This window comes from Bradyrhizobium sp. STM 3562 (assembly GCF_045571435.1).
Classification (GTDB): Bacteria; Pseudomonadota; Alphaproteobacteria; order Rhizobiales; family Xanthobacteraceae; genus Bradyrhizobium.
Window position 1 is genome coordinate 1,247,861 of sequence record NZ_CP120694.1, and the last position, 17,135, is coordinate 1,264,995.

Below are 17,135 nucleotides of genomic sequence, written 5' to 3' on the forward strand. Positions count from 1 at the left end.
TCAATGCACCATCGCAGCCGCGCGGGACGGAGCTGCCCCGCCTTGGCCGCCCATCATGAGCCCGATCTGCTCGATATCGGCGCCTGCGGTATTCATGACGCCCATGATCTCGCCATGGAACATCACCGCGATACGGTCCGACAGGTTGAGAAGCTCTTCGAGCTCCTCGGAGATCACCACAATGCCGACGCCGGCATCGCGCAGCTCGACGAAATAGCGCATCATGGTGTTGATCGCCCCGACATCGAGCCCGCGGCTGGGATAGGCCGCGACCAACAGCTTGCTTGCGATCCGCATCTCGCGCCTCGCCACAAACCGCTGTTGGTTGCCGCCGGAGAGGTTGCGAACCGGCATCGCGAAGTTCGGCACCCGCACCGAGGCCGCCTGGGCAATGGTTCGCGCCAGCGCGAGCGCGGCGCGCGGCCGATACCAGGGTCCGATGGAAATGGGCGGACGATCATATTCGCGGATTACGGCGTTGTCGGTGATGCTGAGCGCCGGTGCAAGTCCGCTGCGCAGCCGGTCTTCAGGAATGTGGCCGACACCGAATTTGGCGAAATCGGCCGGGCCCGCCGCGGAAAAATCTTGCCCGCCGAGCATCAATTGCCCCCTGGCGATGCTGCGCATGCCGGTCAGCGTTTCGCTGAGCTCTTTTTGTCCATTGCCCGCGACACCGGCGATGCCGAGGATCTCTCCAGGTGCGACCTCTAGCGAGATCCGTTTCAGCATGGTGTGACCACGATCATCGTGTACGGTCACATCGCGCAGTCTAACGACCGGTTCGCCGGACTGCGCGACCGCCTCCGTTCCGCGTGCGCGAAGATCGTCGAGCACGATTTCATGCCCTACCATCAGCTTTGCGAGCATCTTTTCGTTGCAGGCGCTGGTCTTTTCCGTGGCCACCCGGCGCCCGCTGCGCAGCACCGTGATCCGGTCCGAGATTTCCAGGACCTCGTCCAGCTTGTGGCTGATGAAGATCACGGCGTTGCCGCCGGCGACGAACTGCTTCAGGGCCTTGAACAGCTCGCGCGCTTCCGAGGGCGTCAGTACCGCGGTCGGCTCGTCCAGAATGAGGACCCGTGCATGCCGCGCGAGCACGCGGAGGATCTCGACACGCTGCTGCTCGCCCGTCGACAGTTCGTCCACGCGCGCATCGGGGCGGACGGCAAGATTGAGCGAGGCGGACAACTGCGCCGTGCGCGCCTCCAGCGCCTGAGGACTTATGGTTCGCGGCGTCTCCGACCAGCCGAGATGGATGTTTTCCGCCACCGTGAAGGCGCGCACCAGCTTGAAGTGCTGGTGCACCATGCCGATCCCCACCGCGATCGCCTCGATCGGCGAGGCAAAGGTCTTGAGGTATCCGTCGATAATGATCTCACCGGCGTCAGGCCGATAGATGCCGGTGAGAATGTTCATCAATGTGGATTTCCCGGCGCCATTCTCGCCGAGCAGGGCGTGGATCTCGCCGGGCCTTACTTCGAGGTCCACATCCTGGTTGGCAACGACGCCGGGAAAATATTTGGCGATCCCCTTCAACTGCACGAGCGGCGGCGTGCCAGGGGCAGGCCCGGTGCGTTCGGTGGCATTGGGCATCGCGATCATGTCCGGGACGGCTCGCTTGGCGTCAGAGCCCTGAAATGCCGGCGATCGGCCAGTCCCAGTTATAGAGCTCCTGCTCAGTCATGCTATGGCCGGCGGCGACCTTCACGTTGCCCTTGGCGTCCTTGATCTCGCCGACGAAAGGCGACCAGCCGCCAAGGATCTTCTCGCGCACCGCGTCGGCCTGCTTGCGCACCTCTTCCGGTACGCTCTCGCCCCACGCGTCGCGATCGATACCGCCGCCCATGGGCAGGATGGTGGTCGATGGCGTCCAGGTCCCATCCAGTCGTTTTTTTACCTGGTCGACGTAATAGGCTTTGAAGTCGACGATGATCGAGCTGATATAGGCCTTCGGTCCATAGCGGCGGATATCGGTGTTCCACATCACCGCCTTGGCGCCACGCTTCTCGGCGACCTGCAGATATCCCGCTTCATCCATGATGCCGAACAGGAGATCGCAGCCATTGTCGAGCAGCGCCGTGCCCGCTTGCGTGGCGGCCTGCGGATCGAACCAGGAGTTGATGGTGATCACCTGCATGCTTGCGTTGGGATTGACCGAACGCGCGCCCATCAGGAAGGCGTTCGTGCCGGAAAACACCGAGGGGACAGGGAAGGAGGCGACATAGCCGAGCTTGCCGCTCTTGCTCATCAAGCCAGCCGCAACGCCGGTGACATAAGTCGGGTACCAATGCGCGACATAATAGGTGCCGAGATTGTCGAGCGGATTGCGACCGTCGCATTCGAAGAAGGCGACCTTCGGCGAGCGCTTGGCTACGTCATAGAGAAAATCGCCATAGTTCGACGTCGCAAACACCATGCAGGCGTTTTCGGAAACGAACTGGCGAAACGTTCGGGTCGCATCGGCGGAATAAGGAATGCTCTCGACGAACAGCGTCTTCAGTTTCGGGAACGCCGCTTTCACCGCCTTCATGCCCTGATCGTGGCTCCAGGTCCAGCCTTCGTCCGTGACCGGACCGGTGTGACCGAAAGCAATGACGGCGTCTTGTTCGGCAACCGCGGGCAGGGGTGTTGCGGCGCGCGCTGCACGGATCAAGCCGGACGGCAGCAGAAGCGAGGAGCCGGCGGCAGCGCCGAGATTGAGGAAGCGCCGGCGGGACAGATGGCGAAGATCTGACATGATTGAGCAAAGCCTCGTGTTGGAGCCCACGTTCTGGGTTCGAATGGTTACCGCGGCGAACCCAGCCGAAACGTTTCCGCGCAACACCGCTCGTCGACCCACTGGTCGGCGCCCGGCCGCTGAAATCGTTTAGCAAGGTCCGTGCCGCAGCTCGCACGCCGGCGGCATCTCCGGCCCATCCCGCCCGCACGTGCTTGAGGGAGGAGCCTGTCCGCTGCTCGCTGTTCCGCATAGGCGCTTTTTTTCGATCGCGGTGATCTCTGGAGCGCAACACCGTCTGGCAATGATGCCTTAAAAAACAAGCAGATCGCTGACTAGCTGCTCAAACGGTGAGCATTGGCGATTTTTTCGCTTGCTCCGATCCGGATGCGACCGAATAAATTGAAATCATGAGGGCGCACGCATGCAGGGAGCAACCATCATCGTTTTCCGCGGTCGCTTCAATCCCGAGAGCTTTGTCGACTTTGTCCAGCATCGCGCGCAACGGCTGCAGCTCGATGTGGTGGTGGAGAGAATCGGCGCGGATCTCATCGAGGTCGCGATATCAGGGCCGCGCGATCTGGTGGACGCTCTCGAGATGGCCTGCAGTCTCGGGCCTATCGACTGCTTGGTGCGGGAGGTCCGGCGAAAGAATGCGGCATGAGTCCTGCAGGATTCGGCAACGTCACCTAGTCCGGATGGAGATGAGCTGATGCAATCTGCGTGGTATCCGATCGCGCTTGCCGAGGGGCTGGAACGCGGCACTTCAGTCGGCACGAGATTGTTCGGCCGCGAACTCGTGGTCTGGCGCGACGCGGCCGGCTCATCGCATGTGTGGGAGGATCGCTGTCCGCATCGCGGGATGCGCCTGAGTTTTGGCTTCGTGCGCGACAATCACATCGCCTGCCTCTATCACGGCTGGCAGTACGACGCCTCCGCGCGATGCCGTTACATCCCGGCTCATCCTGACCTGGCTGTGCCGAACTCGATCCGGGTCGCGACCTACGCGTCGGTTGAGCGGCTTGGGTTCGTCTGGGCGTATGGCGAGCTCGATTGCGCCGATCCGGAGCCACTTCAGTTCGCGGAGCGAACCGTGACGCCGGTGCGCAGCCTTTATGTCGAGGCGACGGCTGCAAAGGTCGTCGATGCGCTTGCTTCGGCGGGCGATCCGGCGGCTGATAATGCCGCCAGCGCAACACAACGCTCACGGACGGCTTCGCTGGTCTCGCTTGCGGTCGGCGGCGACGAAATCCTCATCGCGGTGCAGCCCTTGTCGGAGCAGGAGACGGCGGTGCATATGGTGATTGCGGGACCGGCGGATGTACACCGCGGCGCGAGCCAGAAGCGCGTCTCCGCATGGAGCGAGGCGCTGCGGCGCAAACTCGAGAGTCCCGGTATCGGTCGCGCCAGCGAGATTCGTCACGAGGCGAGATCATGAGCGAGATTCGCTTATACGATTTCGAGCTTGACGAGAACTGCTACAAGGTTCGTTTGCTGTTGTCCGTGCTGGCCGTTCCCTATCGCAAGATCGCCGTGAACATGATTCCCGGCGGCGAACATCTCGAGCCGCCTTTGCTGGCTCTCAATCCGCGCGGTAGCCTGCCGATTCTTCTCGACGGCGAGCTTGTGCTCAGCGAGGCCGAGCCGATCATGCTTTATCTCGCCCGCGCCTATGATGCCGTTGACAAATGGTTGCCCTCGGATGCGAGGGGCCTTGCCTTGGTGGCGATGTGGCTCCAATTCGCGTCCCGTGACCTGCACGCGGCCTGGCTTGCGCGGCGTCATGCGATGTTCGACGCATCGGGCGATGAGCAAGCGTTGCATCACGCTGCGCGCCGCGCGTTCCGGCTGATGGACGACCACATGACGGCGCGTGAATTCGACGATGCGGCTTGGTTCGTGGGAACTGCGCCGTCACTGGCCGATCTCGCGCTGTTCCCCGCGATCGCCCTGAGCCGCGATTTCGGCGTCGAGCACGAAGCCTATCCCGCATTGCGGCGCTGGATGCGGCGTATACGCGCCATTCCGGGTTTCATCACCATGCCCGGGATTCCGGACTATTATTGACGTCAATCACGTTGACGCAAGAGGAGGCGCAGCATGGCCAAGCTCACCCGGTTCTCCGTCCAGCCGCTGCATACCATGACGCGGCGTCTCGCGGATGTCGCCTCGGGCCGTGCGGTGCCCGATCTCGTCATTACCGGTGCGCGCGTGTTGTCGACCTACTCCGAACGCATCATGAATAACAGAGAGATCTGGATCGCGGGCGGGCGCATCGCCGCCGTCAAGCCGGCCGGTACCCACAAAGCGGCCGGCGGCGGTGCGGCAGTCAAGGATGTGGCCGGCGGCATCATCGCGCCAGGATTGGTCGATCCGCACATTCACATCGAGTCGTCGATGGTGACGGCCTGCGCTTACGCGGAAGCCGCGCTGCTCAACGGCACCACCACGATCTTCTGCGACAGTCACGAGATCGGAAATGTAATGGACGTCGCCGGCGTCGAGGCGATGCTGGAGGATGCGCGCGAGGCGCCGCTGTCGATCTTCCTCACGGTGCCGAGCACGGTTCCGGCGACATCGCCAGCGTTGGAGACCGCAGGCGGCGACCTCACCGCCGAGAAGATCGCCGGCTTGTTCGACCGGTGGCCCGAGGCAGTAGCGCTTGGCGAAAAGATGGATTTTGTGCCGGTCACGCTGGGAGACGAGCGCAGCCACGCGATCCTTGCTGCCGCTTTGAAGCGTGGCCGGCCGGTATCGGGCCACGTCTACGGTCGCGAATTTGTCGCGGCCTATGCGGCAAGCGGAGTGACCGACACGCACGAGGCGATCGATCGCGACATCGCCGACGATCTGCTCGAGGCCGGCGTGTGGATCTTCCTGCGTGGCGGGCCGCCGACCACGCCCTGGCATTCGCTGCCGCAGGCAATCCGGACCATCACCGAGCTCGGCGCCTCGCACAAGCGCGTCGCCGTCTGTACCGATGATCGCGACGCCGACGATCTTCTGCAGTTCGGGCTCGATTGGGTGGTGCGCGAGGCGGTGAAGGCCGGCCTATCGCCGGAGCAGGCCTGGTCGATGGGCTCGCTGCACGGCGCCACGCGTTTCGGCGCGGACAATGACATCGGCGGCCCTGGCGGCGGCCGCCGTGCCGACCTGGTGCTGCTGGACGACGCGTTGAAGCCGCATGCGACCTGGTATGGCGGCGAGTGCGTGGTGGAAAGCGGCAAGATCACGCCGCTGCTCGATGCCGCTTTGTCGGAGCGTTACCGCTATCCGCAGGCCGCCTATGCGACGGTCAAGTTGCCGGAGAAAGTACGCCTGACGCCTGAGCTTCCGACTGTTTCCTGCACCGTCAACGCGATCCGCACCGCGCTACCCGGCATCACCCTGATCCACGATCGCCTCGCCATCGAACCGGCGAACGATTGGACCACGCTGTTCGAGCGCCATGGTCTTTGCTTCGTCACCATCGTGGAGCGTCACGGAAAGTCGGCCGGCAATGTGGCATACGGCCTGCTCAAAGATTTCGGCTTGACGCGCGGCGCGGTTGCCTCGAGCGTCGGCCACGACAGCCACAACGTCATCATCGCCGGCACCAACGAAGCTGACATGCAGCTTGCGCTGGCAACGATCAGCGCGCATCAGGGCGGCGTCTGCGTCGTCGCCGACGGTAAGGTGAAGGCGCTCGTGCCGTTACCGATTGCGGGCCTGTTGTCGGACAAGCGGGTGACGGAGGTTGCAGAAGAGGTGCAAAAGCTGAAGGCGGAATGGCAGGAGGCGGGCTGCACCATTCCCTATATGGGCTTCAACCTGATCCCGCTCTCGGTGATCCCGGAGATCCGCATCACCGATAAGGGCCTGGTGCTGGTGCCCGAAATGCGCCTCGCTCCATTGTTCGAATAGGCCGATGGATCCGCACCGGCTCGGCCTGATCTCGACGCGCCTGCACTACTTCCAGTTGGTCGCCCAGCTTGGCTCGATCCGCCAGGCCGCGCGCGTGCTCAACGTGGCGCCGTCCTCGATCAGCCGCGTGGTCGGCCAGCTCGAGGACGAGTTGCGCACGCCGCTGTTCGAGCGCATTCGCCAGCGGCTGAAGCTGACCAGCGCCGGCGAAATCCTGCTCTATCGCACGCGCTCCAGCCTTGGCGAGCTGACCCGCGCCTATACCGAGATCAACGATCTCCAGGGGCTGCGCCGCGGCAGCGTCACCGTTGCGGTCGTGGAGAGCATCGCGCGCGGTCTTCTGCTCGATGTGATGTCCGTGTTCTGGGAGAACTATCCGGCGATAACGGTCGATATCAAGGTCATGGGATCGCAGCACGCCTTCGATGCGGTGGCGGACGGTGAATGCGACATCGGCATCGCCTTCGATATCAAGACGCCGCGCAATGCCCAGCGGCTCGCCGGTACCGTGCTGAGTCTCGGGGCGGTGATGCATCCAGGCCACCGTCTGGCCAACCGCGGCGAATTGCGCCTGTTCGATCTCGCCGGCGAGCGGGTGGTGCTGTCGGACGCGAGCCTCTCGCTCGGTGCTTCGCTCGAAGAGGCGCTGAACGGCTCGTCTATCGATTTCGGGCGGCGCGCGCTGACCAATTCAATCGCTGTGATGGCTGATCTCGCCATGCGCAGCAACGGCGTTGCCCTGCAGACCCGGATCGGCGTTCAGCGCGAGATCGCGAGCGGCGCGTTGGTGTTCGTTCCCTTGCACGATCCCAAGCTGCGCCCGCGCAAGCTCGTGCTGCTCTCCCGTGCCAAATCGGGCATGTCGGAAGCCGCCGCAAGCCTTGCCACCATGCTGACGCGCGCCATCGAGGGGCTATCGAGCGGATGAGCGGTGTTGCGTCCAGCGCACCAGCTTGGTGAGAAATCAGGGCCTATACAGAACATCTGTCGGCTGGAAAATTCATCGCAAAAGGAATATCGCTGCATGAAGCCATCCGCCGTCCACGCCGTGATCCGCGGTTTGAAGAAGGCAGGCGTTTCCATCGTCTGCTATTTGCCCGACTCGCTGTTTAGGGAGCTCTATCCGGCGCTCGATGCGGACCCGGATATCCGCACCATTCGCGTCACCAATGAAGGCGAGGGCGCGGCGATCTGCGGCGGCGTGTTCCTGTCGGGCAAGCGGGCTGCGCTGGTGATGGAAAATTCGGGCCTGCGGGCCTCGGTCGAGCCGCTGGCGCGCATGGGTTTGGGTGCAGGCATTCCGGTCGTGATGCTCATGAGCTATCGCGGCGAGCTCGGCGAGAACAATTGGTGGGCTATCCCGCACGGCATCACCATGGAGCCGGTGCTCAACGCGCTCCGCATTCCCTATCGGATCGTGACGGAGGAGGAGAAAATCGAGCGCGCTATCATGGACGCGTTTAGCTGGTCCTATGCTGCCTATTACCATTCCGCGGTCGCGCTTGGCGGGAGCGTCGTGCGGTGAAGCGGTTCGATTGCATGATTGCGCTGGCGCGTCGGCTGTCCGATGAGCTCGTGATCCTTTCGCTCGGTGCGAGCGTCGACGAATGGTACAACGCCGCTCCCCATATGCGCGAGGCCAGCTTGTTTCAGCAGCAGCTCGGCTGCGTGACGCCGCAAGCGTTTGGGCTCGCCGCCGGGCTCCCTCATCGTCGCATCGTCTCGCTGGACACCGACGGCGGCATGATGTTCAACCTCGGCATTCTCGCGACCATCGGCAACGAGCAGCCGAAAAATCTCTTCATCGTGGTCTGGGACAACGAGTGCTACCAGTCGATCGGGGGCCCACCGACCCATACCGCCTCGGGCCGCGTCGATATCGCGGCCATCGCTCGTGGCGCCGGGCTCGCACGGGCCTATACGGCGTGCACCGTCGAGGAATTCGACGCGCATTGCGCCGAAGGACTAGCAGCACAAGAGCCTTATCTGATCGTCGCCAAAGTCGCAGGAACCGTGCAGCCCGACATCAGGCGCAAGCACAGCGACGGCCGGGAGGACAAATATATCTTCGTGCGCCACGTCGAGCGCACCGAAGGCATCGTCATCATGGGACCGAGCGAGCACAATTGATCATGGCGAAGCCGCTTCTCCCCGCCTATGATTACATCGTCGTCGGCGGTGGGTCCGGCGGCGCGGTGGTCGCGCGGCGTCTGGCCGAGCGCAGCGAATTGAACGTGCTGCTGCTCGAGGCGGGGCCATCCGACATTGGCCTCGCGCCAATCGAGGATGCCGCGAACTGGACCGCGCTGCTCGTGGTTCCTATGATTGGGGCTATCACTACGCGCCCTCGCCCGAGCTCAACGGCCGCAGCATCGCGATCCCGCGCGGGCGCGTGCTCGGTGGCTCCTCCAGCATCAATGCGATGCTCTGGTATCGCGGCCATCGGTCCGACTACGACGCCTGGGAAGCGGCAGGCGCGACGGGTTGGAATTTTGCAAGCGTGCTGCCCTATTTCAAGCGCACCGAGGATTGGGAGGGCGGCGCATCCGAATTCCGCGGCGCCGGCGGGCCATTGCGGATCGAGCGGCCGCGCGATCCGCATCCGATTGCTCGCGCCATGCTGGACGCTGCCGCCGAGCTTGGCTTTCCCGTCATCGACGATCCGAACGGCGCCAGCAATGAAGGCGCGAGCCTCCCCAATCTCAATATCGGCGGCGGCAAGCGCTGGAGCGCTGCGCGCGGCTACCTGCATCCGCTCGCCGACCGGCCCAATCTCACCGTTCGCACGCACGCACTCGCGCTCGGTCTCGGTTTCGACGGGCGCCGCTGCCGGACCGTTCGTTTCATCATTGATGGCGTGGTCACGGAGGTGCGCGCGGAGGGGGAGGTCATCCTGGCGCTCGGTGCGATCGACACGCCACGGCTTCTCCTGATGTGCGGGATAGGGCCGGCTGGTGAACTCGAGCGTCTCGGCGTCCCCGTCCTTTGCGATCTCCGCGGCGTTGGCGAAAATCTGCAGGACCATCCGCTGCTGATGGGCATCAACTTCCGCGCGCGCCGGCCGCTCGGCCCGGTGCGCGACAATGGTGGCGGCGCCATCATGAACTGGAAGAGCACGCCCGCGCTGGCGGCACCGGATCTTCATGCCTTCGTCGTGCAAGGCGCGCATGCGGGCGCCGAAGTGGCGTCGGCCTATGATCTCTCAGGCGATATCTTCGCGATGTCGCCCGGATTGATGCGCTCGACCAGTGTTGGACGGCTGCGCCTGCAGAGCGCTGCGCCAGGTGGTGCGCTCGACATTCAGCCGAACTTTCTGGCTGAATCTGGGGATATGGAAGCGCTGATCGCCGGCATGGATGCGATGACAGAGCTGGCGAGCACGAAGGCTTTTGCCGATCTCGTCGCGGGACCGGCAGCGCCCGATCGCCGGCTGTCGCGGAGGGAGAAGATCGCGTACATCCGGATGAGCTGCTCCACTTTCTTTCATCCCTGCGGCACCTGCGCGATGGGCGAGGGCGAGCGGGCCGTGGTCGATCCGCAATTGCGGGTCCGCGGGGTCGACGGCTTGCGCATCGCAGACGCGTCGGTGATTCCGATCATTCCATCCTGCAATACCCATGCACCGGTGGTCATGATCGGCGAGCGCGCCGCTGATTTCATCACCGGTACAAAACTTGCCACGAAAACTGCACAGGTCCTGGCAAGCGCGATGGATCCGGCATGAGCGAAACACGGGACCACATCATCGCGGCCGATTTCGTTCTCACCATGGACGCAAACGATCGCGTGATCACCGACGGGGCGGTGCTGGTGCGCGACGGCCGCATCGCTGCCGTGGGCAAACGCGAAGCATTGTCTGCCTCGGAGCCTGCGGTCGATGTCAGGCGGCTGAAAAGCTGCCTGATTATGCCTGGGCTGGTGAACTGCCACATGCATTCGGGCCTGTTGCGCGGCACCGCCGAGCACCTGCCGGTGTGGGATTGGCTTCGCCTCCACATCAACCCGATGCATCGCGTTCTTGAGCCGGGCGAAGCGGAGGCCGCGTCCTGGTTGTGCTATGCCGAAAGCGTGCTTTCCGGCACCACCACGCTGGTCGATATGTGGCGCTTCATGGATGGCAGCGCACGCGCGGCAAGCGGAATCGGCAACCGCCTGGTGGCGGTGCCCTATGTCGGAGCCCATCCGGACTACGACTATTTCGAAACGCTCGACGACAATGAGCGGATGATTGAGATGTGGCAAGGCAAAGCCGACGGCCGTATCACCGTCTGGGTTGGGCTCGAGCATCCGTTCTACGCGGATGAGGCCGGCCGGCGTCGGGCCGTCGAGATGGCCAGGCGGTTTACCACCGGCTTTCACACCCATTGCAGTGAGGCCTCGATCGAGGTCGCCGAGTTTGAGAAGCGCTATGGCAAGCGCCCGATGTTTGTGCTTGACGATCTCGGCTTCTTCGAGACGCCAAGAGCGATGATCGCCCATGCGGTCTGGCTCGACGAGGCCGAAATCGCGCTGCTGGCTCGTCGCGGCATCTCGGTTGCGCATAATCCGGTCAGCAACATGAAGCTTGCGAGCGGCATTGCGCCGGCGGAAGCCATGCTCAAGGCGGGCATCGCCGTCGGGCTCGGCACCGATGGCGAGAAAGAAAACAACAATCTCGATATGTTCGAGGAGATGAAAGCGGCTTCACTGCTGGGCAAGCTGAAGAGCCTGGATGCGGCCGCGCTCGATTCCTGGACGGCACTCAAGATGGCGACGATTATGGGCGCGCGCGCCCTCGGGCTCGATCGGGAGATCGGATCGGTGGAAGTCGGAAAGAAAGCCGATCTGATCGCGGTACGGACCGACACGCCGCGGATGACGCCGCTGTTCGGCGAGGGACCCTATTTCAACCTGCAGCACAATCTGGTCCATGCGGTGCGCGGCGGCGATGTCGCGCTGACCATGATCGATGGCCGTACCGTCGTCGAGGACGGCAGACTGAAGACCGCGGACGTGCAGGCGCTGATCGAGCATGTGCACGAGGTTGCGCCGGGCCTATTCGCCCGCCGCGCGGCCTGGCTCGCCGAGCATGTCCACGGCTCGGTGCAGTGGACCGGCGCAGCTTGAGAGGGACTGGAGCGAGCCATGGCCAGGACAGATGACCCCGTCGCCTTGAACGAATGGTACGCGGTCGAGACGCTGTCGGATGTAACGGCCTCTCCGCGCCGCACGCGCCTGCTTGGCCAGGACCTTTTGCTCTATCGCGAAGACGGCGCGCTCCGCGTGCAAGAGCTGGATACAGCAGGACGACCGGGCAAGGCCCTGCCGACACGTGAGCGCTATGGCTGTGTTTGGACCAGCCTGGGCATGCCGTCGCGCGAGATCTTTGAAATCCCCGAAGCTTCCGAACCGGACCGACGTTTCGTTATCTGCGGCTGGGTGAAAATGCGCACCTCCGCGCCGCGGATGATCGAGAACTTTCTCGACATGGCCCATTTTCCTTACGTGCATAACGATATTCTCGGAGCCGAGCCGCATACGGAGGTGCCGGGCTATGAGAGCGAGATCCGCCGCGATGTTGACGAGGTCTGGGCGACCAACTGCCGGTTCTTCCAGCCGCGAATTGCGGTTACGGAATCGTCGGGCGATTTCGTGAAGCTCACTTATCGCGTGCCGTCGCCATTTGCGGTGATGCTGTACCGGGTTTGTCCGTCGGTGCCGTCGCGGCTGGATGCGATTGCGATGTTCATCCAACCGATCGAGGAAGAGCTGTGCCGCGCCCAACCGGTGATGTTTCTGGTCGACACCAAATCGGCGCACAATGATCTCCTGAAATTCGAGCAGGTCATCTTTCTGCAGGATCGCATCGTCGTCGAGAACCAGCGGCCGCTGCGGCTACCGCTGGAGCCGCGCGCGGAGATTCCGACCCGGGCGGACAGCTCGTCGGTGGCCTATCGGCGTTGGCTCAAGGAGAAGGGGCTCCGCTACGGCACGATCGCCGGTTCGCTCTGATCGCGGCCCGTCGCGAGGGCGCCCGCCCGGCGGGCTTCACGAACCGGCCTCCCGCATCATGGCCTTGAGCATTTCCGCAAGCACGCTCGCGATGGCGCTGGTCCCGCGCTCGTGACCGATCAGCATCAATGCCTGCGCATCATGGGCGAGCTCACGGACGGTGACGTAGACCAGGCGTCCCGCGCGGCGTTCGAATTCGATATCGAACGGCGTCAGGAAGGTGATGCCGTTGTCGAGGATGGCGGCGTGCCGCATGATTTCGATCGCGTTGGTCTCGATGACGGGCTGCAGGTCGATCGAGGCCCGGGTGAAGGCTGCGTCCAGGTAAGGCCGGATCGCGCTGCTGATGTCGGCGATGACGAGCGGATAATCGATGCAATCGCTGAGGCGGATGCTGCTCCGCTTCGCCAGCGGATGGTTCGGCGCCATCACCGCGCCGAGCCTGCCGACGGTGCGGGCGAGCACCTTGAGATTGCCGTCCTTGGTGAAGTCAAATCCGATGCCGAGGTCGGCTTCGCCATTGGCGACGGCGGATTGGATCTCCGCACCGGTGTTGAACAGCGTCAGGTTGAGCTTCACGCGCGGATTGGCAAGGCGAAATTCCTTGACCGTGCCGGGGACCAGATTTGAGGCAAGCCCACTCATCAGCGCCACCGTGATCTCGCCGCGCCGCAGGCCCTTGAGCTCTTCGATTTTTGCCTGCGCGCGCGTCAGCTCCTTGAGCGTCTGGCGGACATGACCGATCAGGACTTCGCCTGCTGCCGTCAGGATCAGCTTCTTCGGAAGACGCTGAAAGATCGGCGTCCCCAACTGCGTTTCCAATGCCAGGATCTGGCGGCTGATGGCGGATGCCGCGACGTTCAGGTGGTTCGCCGCCTTGCGGATCGAGCCGGTGCGGGCAACCTCGTCGACATAGTTCAATAGGCGACTGTGAAGCATCATCCTGGCTCGCAAAAGGGCTCGCGATCAGGATGGCCGCACGTTGCCTAAAAGGCAACGGGTCTGCCGAATTAAAGCGCTTTCAAGTCATGGCCGGGCGTGCAAGATCGGCACGAAGAGAAGCGGGTCGGCACAGGTTCGGTTCAGGCATGTTTCCCAAGTCGCGCTGGCGGTGGGATCTGACGACACGCGATTTCGCCGAACTCGATAGCGAACGCATGGTGGCGATTCTGCCCGTTGGCGCCATCGAGCAGCACGGGCCGCATCTGCCGGTGCGGGTCGATGCCGCGATCAACGCGGGCATCGTCGCGCGGGCGGTGGAGCTGATGCCGCAAGACTGTCCGGCCCTGGTTTTGCCGATGCTGCCGGTGGGCAAGTCGGACGAGCATCTGGCATTTCCCGGCACGTTGACGCTGTCGCACGAGACGTTGGCGCGGATGTGGTACGAGCTCGGCGAGTGCGTGCATCGCGCCGGCTTGCGCAAGATCCTGTTCCTCAATTCGCATGGCGGCCAGCCGCAATTGCTGGAGATCGTTTGCCGCGATTTGCGCGTCAAGCTTGGCATGTTCGCATTGACGACCATGTGGTCGCGGCTGATCGATATGAGCGACCTGTTCGATGCCGCCGAGATCAGGCATGGCATCCACGGCGGCCAAATTGAAACCAGCGTGATGCTGCACCTGCATCCGGAGCTGGTGGATATGACGCGGGCCGAGAATTTCATGCCGGTTTCGCTACAGATCGAACGCGAGTCAGCAATGCTCGGCCAGGACGCAGCCTATTTCGGCTGGCAGGCGCAGGATCTTCACCCGAAGGGCGCCTGCGGTGATGCCAGCAAGGCGAGGGCGGAGCTCGGCAGGGAGCTGGTAGAGCGCTCGGCAAGGCGGCTCGTGGCCCTGGTCGAGGAGATCGGCCGCTACCCGATGTCGCGGCTGGCCGCACGTCCCGTGTTCGATGCGGGATGAGAGTTTCTGTGCGAGGGAGTCATCGCATGCCGTTCAGTGTTGCCGGGCTCGCGCGGGCGAAGGCTTTCCGGATCTCGCCGAAGGACACCAATTATTTCGTGATGCTGTTCGATCAGGAGACCGATGCGATCGGCAACATCTTCGTCATCGAGATCTTCAAGCCCGGCGGCGCGACGCCGCCCAATGAGCATGCCTCGGCACACGAATTCTTTCATGTGCTGCACGGCGAAGGTCTTGCACGTTGCGACGGCAAGGCCGTGCCGATCAAGAAGGGCGACTCGCTGCTGCTCCATCCCGGCTCCGAGCATGTGATCGAAAACACCGGCCCCGGCAAGCTGTACACGCTCACGGTGATGACCCCGAACGAAGGCTTTGCGGAATTGATCCGCGGCGGTGATCAGGTCGAACTCGATGCGGAAGATCTCCGCATTCTTCAGGGGCTTTAGGTCATGGATGCCGGGCCGAACGGCTCTCCGGGCGGGCAAAGCTTGCGGCCCCTTGGGTCGAGCCGGCGCAATGGCTGGATGGTCTCGGAAAGCCGCGCTCATCTGGTGCGCCAGCCGATCCCGCCGCGGCCGATCACGGTGCAGGCGCAAGGCAAGCTGGTGACGTTCGACCTCGCGCGCAGCGCGATCATTATCGTCGACATGCAGAATGATTTTTGTCATCCCGAGGGGTGGCTGGCGCAGCTTGGCGTCGACATCGCGCCGGCGCGCACGCCGATCGCGCCGCTGCAGCGGTTGTTGCCGGCATTGCGCAAGCACGATGTGCCTGTGATCTGGGTCAATTGGGGCAATCGGCCCGACCGGCTCAATCTCAGCCCGTCGCTGCTCCATGTCTATAAGCCGAGCGGCGCCGGCATTGGTCTCGGCGATGCGCTCCCGGCTTCCGGCGCCAGAGTGCTCGAGCGTGGGAGCTGGTCGGCGGCAATCGTCGATGAACTTGCCGCCGATCCCTCCGACATCCAGGTCGCGAAATACCGCATGTCGGGTTTCCAGGACACCGAGCTCGACAGCATCCTGCGCAATCTCGCCGTGACCACGCTAATGTTTGCCGGCGTCAACGCCGATCAGTGCGTGCTGTGCACGCTGCAGGATGCCAATTTTCGCGGCTATGATTGCCTGCTCTTGGAGGATTGCGCCGCCACGACCTCGCCGGACTATTGCATGGCCGCGACTCTCTACAACGTGCGCCAGTGCTTCGGTTTCGTTATCGGATCGGATGCGGTTCTGAGAGAACTCGAATCGAACCGGAGTGGGCAACCGTGAACGATCTCTCATTCAATGCTCTGGAGAAACTGGTCGCGGATCTCGGCGATATTCCTGTCGTCACCGACCAGAAGGTCGTGCGCCGGCGCTCGCGCGATTTCTTCTGGTACAGCCCGGTCCTGAACGAGCAGCTCGACGGCAAGTCGGCGGATCTGATTGTCGCGCCACGGGACGAGAAGGATATCGTCCGGACTGCCGCGGCCTGCGCGCGCCACCGTGTGCCCATCACCGTACGCGCCGGCGGCACCGGCAATTATGGCCAGGCCGTGCCGCTTAAGGGCGGTGTGCTGCTCGATGTTACCGCGCTCAACGGCATCGAGTGGGTCAAGCCCGGGCTCATTCGTGTCGGTGCCGGCGCGAAGCTGAACGCGATCGACACAGAGCTGCAGCCGCAAGGCTGGGAATTGCGCATGCATCCGTCCACAAAGCGGACCGCCACCATCGGCGGCTTCGTGGCGGGTGGGTCGGGCGGCATCGGCTCGGTCACCTATGGCGGCCTGCGCGAGGGCGGCAATATCCTGGCCGCGCGCATCGTCACGGTCGAGGAAGAGCCGCGCATCATCGAGCTGCGCGGCGATGCGGCGCAGAAGGTCAACCGCGCTTATGGGACCACCGGCATTATCACCGCTCTGGAAATGCCGCTCGCGCCTGCTTGGAGGTGGATCGACGTTCTTGTCGCGTTCGATGATTTCATGGAGGCTGCCGCGTTCGGCTATGAGCTCGCGCTTGCCGACGGGATCGTGAAGAAACTGCTTTCGCCGATCACCTGGCCGCTGCCGTCCTATTTCGGCGCGCTGCGGCCGTCTTGTCCCGAGGGCGCAAGCATTCTGATCGCGATGATTGCCGAGCCGTCGCTCGAAAGTTTCAAATCGCTGCTCGGCGGACGAGGCAAGATCACGCTGGAGATGCCGACCGATGACAGTCGGGGCCAAGTGCCGCTGTATGAATACACCTGGAATCACACCACGCTCCAGGTGCTGAAGTCCGACCGTTCCGTGACCTATCTGCAGTGCCTCTACCCGGACGATCGTCCGATGGAGAAGGTCCGCCAGATGCGGGAGCTATTTGCCGATGAGGTGCTGCAGCATCTCGAATTCATCCGTTTTGGCGGCCGCGTCACCTGCAGTGCCTTGCCGGTGGTGCGCTACAGCAATGCCGACCGGCTGAACGAGATCATCAGCCTGCACGAGGAACGCGGAGTCTACATTGCCAATCCCCATGTCTTCACCGTTGAGGACGGCAGCCGTTACAAGCGCGCCGATGCCGACCAACTCGGCTTCAAGCGTGAGGTCGATCCGCACGGCCTGCTCAATCCCGGCAAGATGCGGAGCTTTGTGACCCCAAGGCCCTGAT

Annotated in this window: 17 protein-coding genes; 14 read left to right on the plus strand and 3 right to left on the minus strand. The window is 63.5% G+C overall.

Annotation, left to right across the window (positions count from 1 at the left end):
- Window positions 1–1,602: an ABC transporter ATP-binding protein gene (locus P6U23_RS05860; protein ID WP_407178625.1), complete on the minus strand. Its 1,602-nt coding sequence runs from the start codon at window positions 1,600–1,602 to the stop codon at window positions 1–3.
- Between the two features lie 22 nt (window positions 1,603–1,624).
- Window positions 1,625–2,737: a BMP family ABC transporter substrate-binding protein gene (locus P6U23_RS05865; RefSeq protein WP_407178626.1), complete on the minus strand. Its 1,113-nt coding sequence runs from the start codon at window positions 2,735–2,737 to the stop codon at window positions 1,625–1,627.
- Window positions 2,738–3,140: 403 nt separating this feature from the next.
- On the opposite strand from P6U23_RS05865, the gene P6U23_RS05870 reads away from it, so the two are divergent.
- The 10 genes from P6U23_RS05870 (at window position 3,141) to P6U23_RS05915 (ending at window position 12,610) form a co-directional block, all read left to right on the plus strand.
- Window positions 3,141–3,380: a hypothetical protein gene (locus P6U23_RS05870; RefSeq protein WP_407178627.1), complete on the plus strand. Its 240-nt coding sequence runs from the start codon at window positions 3,141–3,143 to the stop codon at window positions 3,378–3,380.
- Between the two features lie 48 nt (window positions 3,381–3,428).
- Window positions 3,429–4,154 carry a Rieske 2Fe-2S domain-containing protein gene (locus P6U23_RS05875; protein WP_407178628.1) on the plus strand — a complete coding sequence of 242 codons (726 nt, stop codon included), beginning with the start codon at window positions 3,429–3,431 and terminating at the stop codon, window positions 4,152–4,154.
- Window positions 4,151–4,783 carry a glutathione S-transferase family protein gene (locus tag P6U23_RS05880; RefSeq protein ID WP_407178629.1) on the plus strand — a complete coding sequence of 211 codons (633 nt, stop codon included), beginning with the start codon at window positions 4,151–4,153 and terminating at the stop codon, window positions 4,781–4,783. Before P6U23_RS05875 ends, P6U23_RS05880 begins: the two co-directional genes overlap by 4 nt.
- A gap of 33 nt (window positions 4,784–4,816) precedes the next feature.
- On the plus strand, window positions 4,817–6,619 hold the full coding sequence (locus tag P6U23_RS05885) for an adenine deaminase (protein ID WP_407178630.1): 1,803 nt from the start codon (window positions 4,817–4,819) through the stop codon (window positions 6,617–6,619).
- A gap of 4 nt (window positions 6,620–6,623) precedes the next feature.
- Window positions 6,624–7,547, plus strand: coding sequence for a LysR family transcriptional regulator (locus P6U23_RS05890; RefSeq protein WP_407178631.1), 924 nt, complete (start codon window positions 6,624–6,626; stop codon window positions 7,545–7,547).
- 96 nt (window positions 7,548–7,643) lie between these two features.
- Window positions 7,644–8,144, plus strand: a complete 501-nt coding sequence (locus P6U23_RS05895) for a thiamine pyrophosphate-binding protein (protein ID WP_407178632.1) — start codon at window positions 7,644–7,646, stop codon at window positions 8,142–8,144.
- Window positions 8,141–8,749 carry a thiamine pyrophosphate-dependent enzyme gene (locus P6U23_RS05900; RefSeq protein ID WP_407178633.1) on the plus strand — a complete coding sequence of 203 codons (609 nt, stop codon included), beginning with the start codon at window positions 8,141–8,143 and terminating at the stop codon, window positions 8,747–8,749. The genes P6U23_RS05895 and P6U23_RS05900 overlap by 4 nt, the downstream gene beginning before the upstream one ends.
- Before the next feature lie 262 nt (window positions 8,750–9,011).
- Window positions 9,012–10,343, plus strand: coding sequence for a GMC family oxidoreductase (locus P6U23_RS05905; protein WP_407178634.1), 1,332 nt, complete (start codon window positions 9,012–9,014; stop codon window positions 10,341–10,343).
- Complete coding sequence (locus tag P6U23_RS05910) at window positions 10,340–11,725, plus strand: amidohydrolase (RefSeq protein ID WP_407178635.1); 1,386 nt, start codon at window positions 10,340–10,342, stop codon at window positions 11,723–11,725. Before P6U23_RS05905 ends, P6U23_RS05910 begins: the two co-directional genes overlap by 4 nt.
- An 18-nt stretch (window positions 11,726–11,743) precedes the next feature.
- Window positions 11,744–12,610 (plus strand): aromatic ring-hydroxylating dioxygenase subunit alpha, encoded by an 867-nt coding sequence (locus tag P6U23_RS05915; RefSeq protein ID WP_407178636.1) that lies wholly within the window; start codon window positions 11,744–11,746, stop codon window positions 12,608–12,610.
- A gap of 36 nt (window positions 12,611–12,646) precedes the next feature.
- On the opposite strand, the gene P6U23_RS05920 is transcribed toward P6U23_RS05915, so the two are convergent.
- Window positions 12,647–13,552: a LysR family transcriptional regulator gene (locus tag P6U23_RS05920; protein WP_407178637.1), complete on the minus strand. Its 906-nt coding sequence runs from the start codon at window positions 13,550–13,552 to the stop codon at window positions 12,647–12,649.
- Between the two features lie 146 nt (window positions 13,553–13,698).
- On the opposite strand from P6U23_RS05920, the gene P6U23_RS05925 reads away from it, so the two are divergent.
- From P6U23_RS05925 to P6U23_RS05940, 4 genes are read left to right on the plus strand one after another with little or no spacing between them, the layout of a single operon-like run.
- Window positions 13,699–14,514, plus strand: coding sequence for a creatininase family protein (locus P6U23_RS05925; RefSeq protein ID WP_407178638.1), 816 nt, complete (start codon window positions 13,699–13,701; stop codon window positions 14,512–14,514).
- A gap of 26 nt (window positions 14,515–14,540) precedes the next feature.
- Window positions 14,541–14,960, plus strand: coding sequence for a cupin domain-containing protein (locus P6U23_RS05930; protein WP_407178639.1), 420 nt, complete (start codon window positions 14,541–14,543; stop codon window positions 14,958–14,960).
- Window positions 14,961–14,963: 3 nt separating this feature from the next.
- A complete protein-coding gene (locus P6U23_RS05935; protein WP_407178640.1) occupies window positions 14,964–15,782 on the plus strand; it encodes a cysteine hydrolase family protein in 819 nt (272 codons plus the stop codon).
- Window positions 15,779–17,134 carry an FAD-binding oxidoreductase gene (locus P6U23_RS05940; protein WP_407178641.1) on the plus strand — a complete coding sequence of 452 codons (1,356 nt, stop codon included), beginning with the start codon at window positions 15,779–15,781 and terminating at the stop codon, window positions 17,132–17,134. Before P6U23_RS05935 ends, P6U23_RS05940 begins: the two co-directional genes overlap by 4 nt.
- Window position 17,135: the final 1 nt, after the last annotated feature.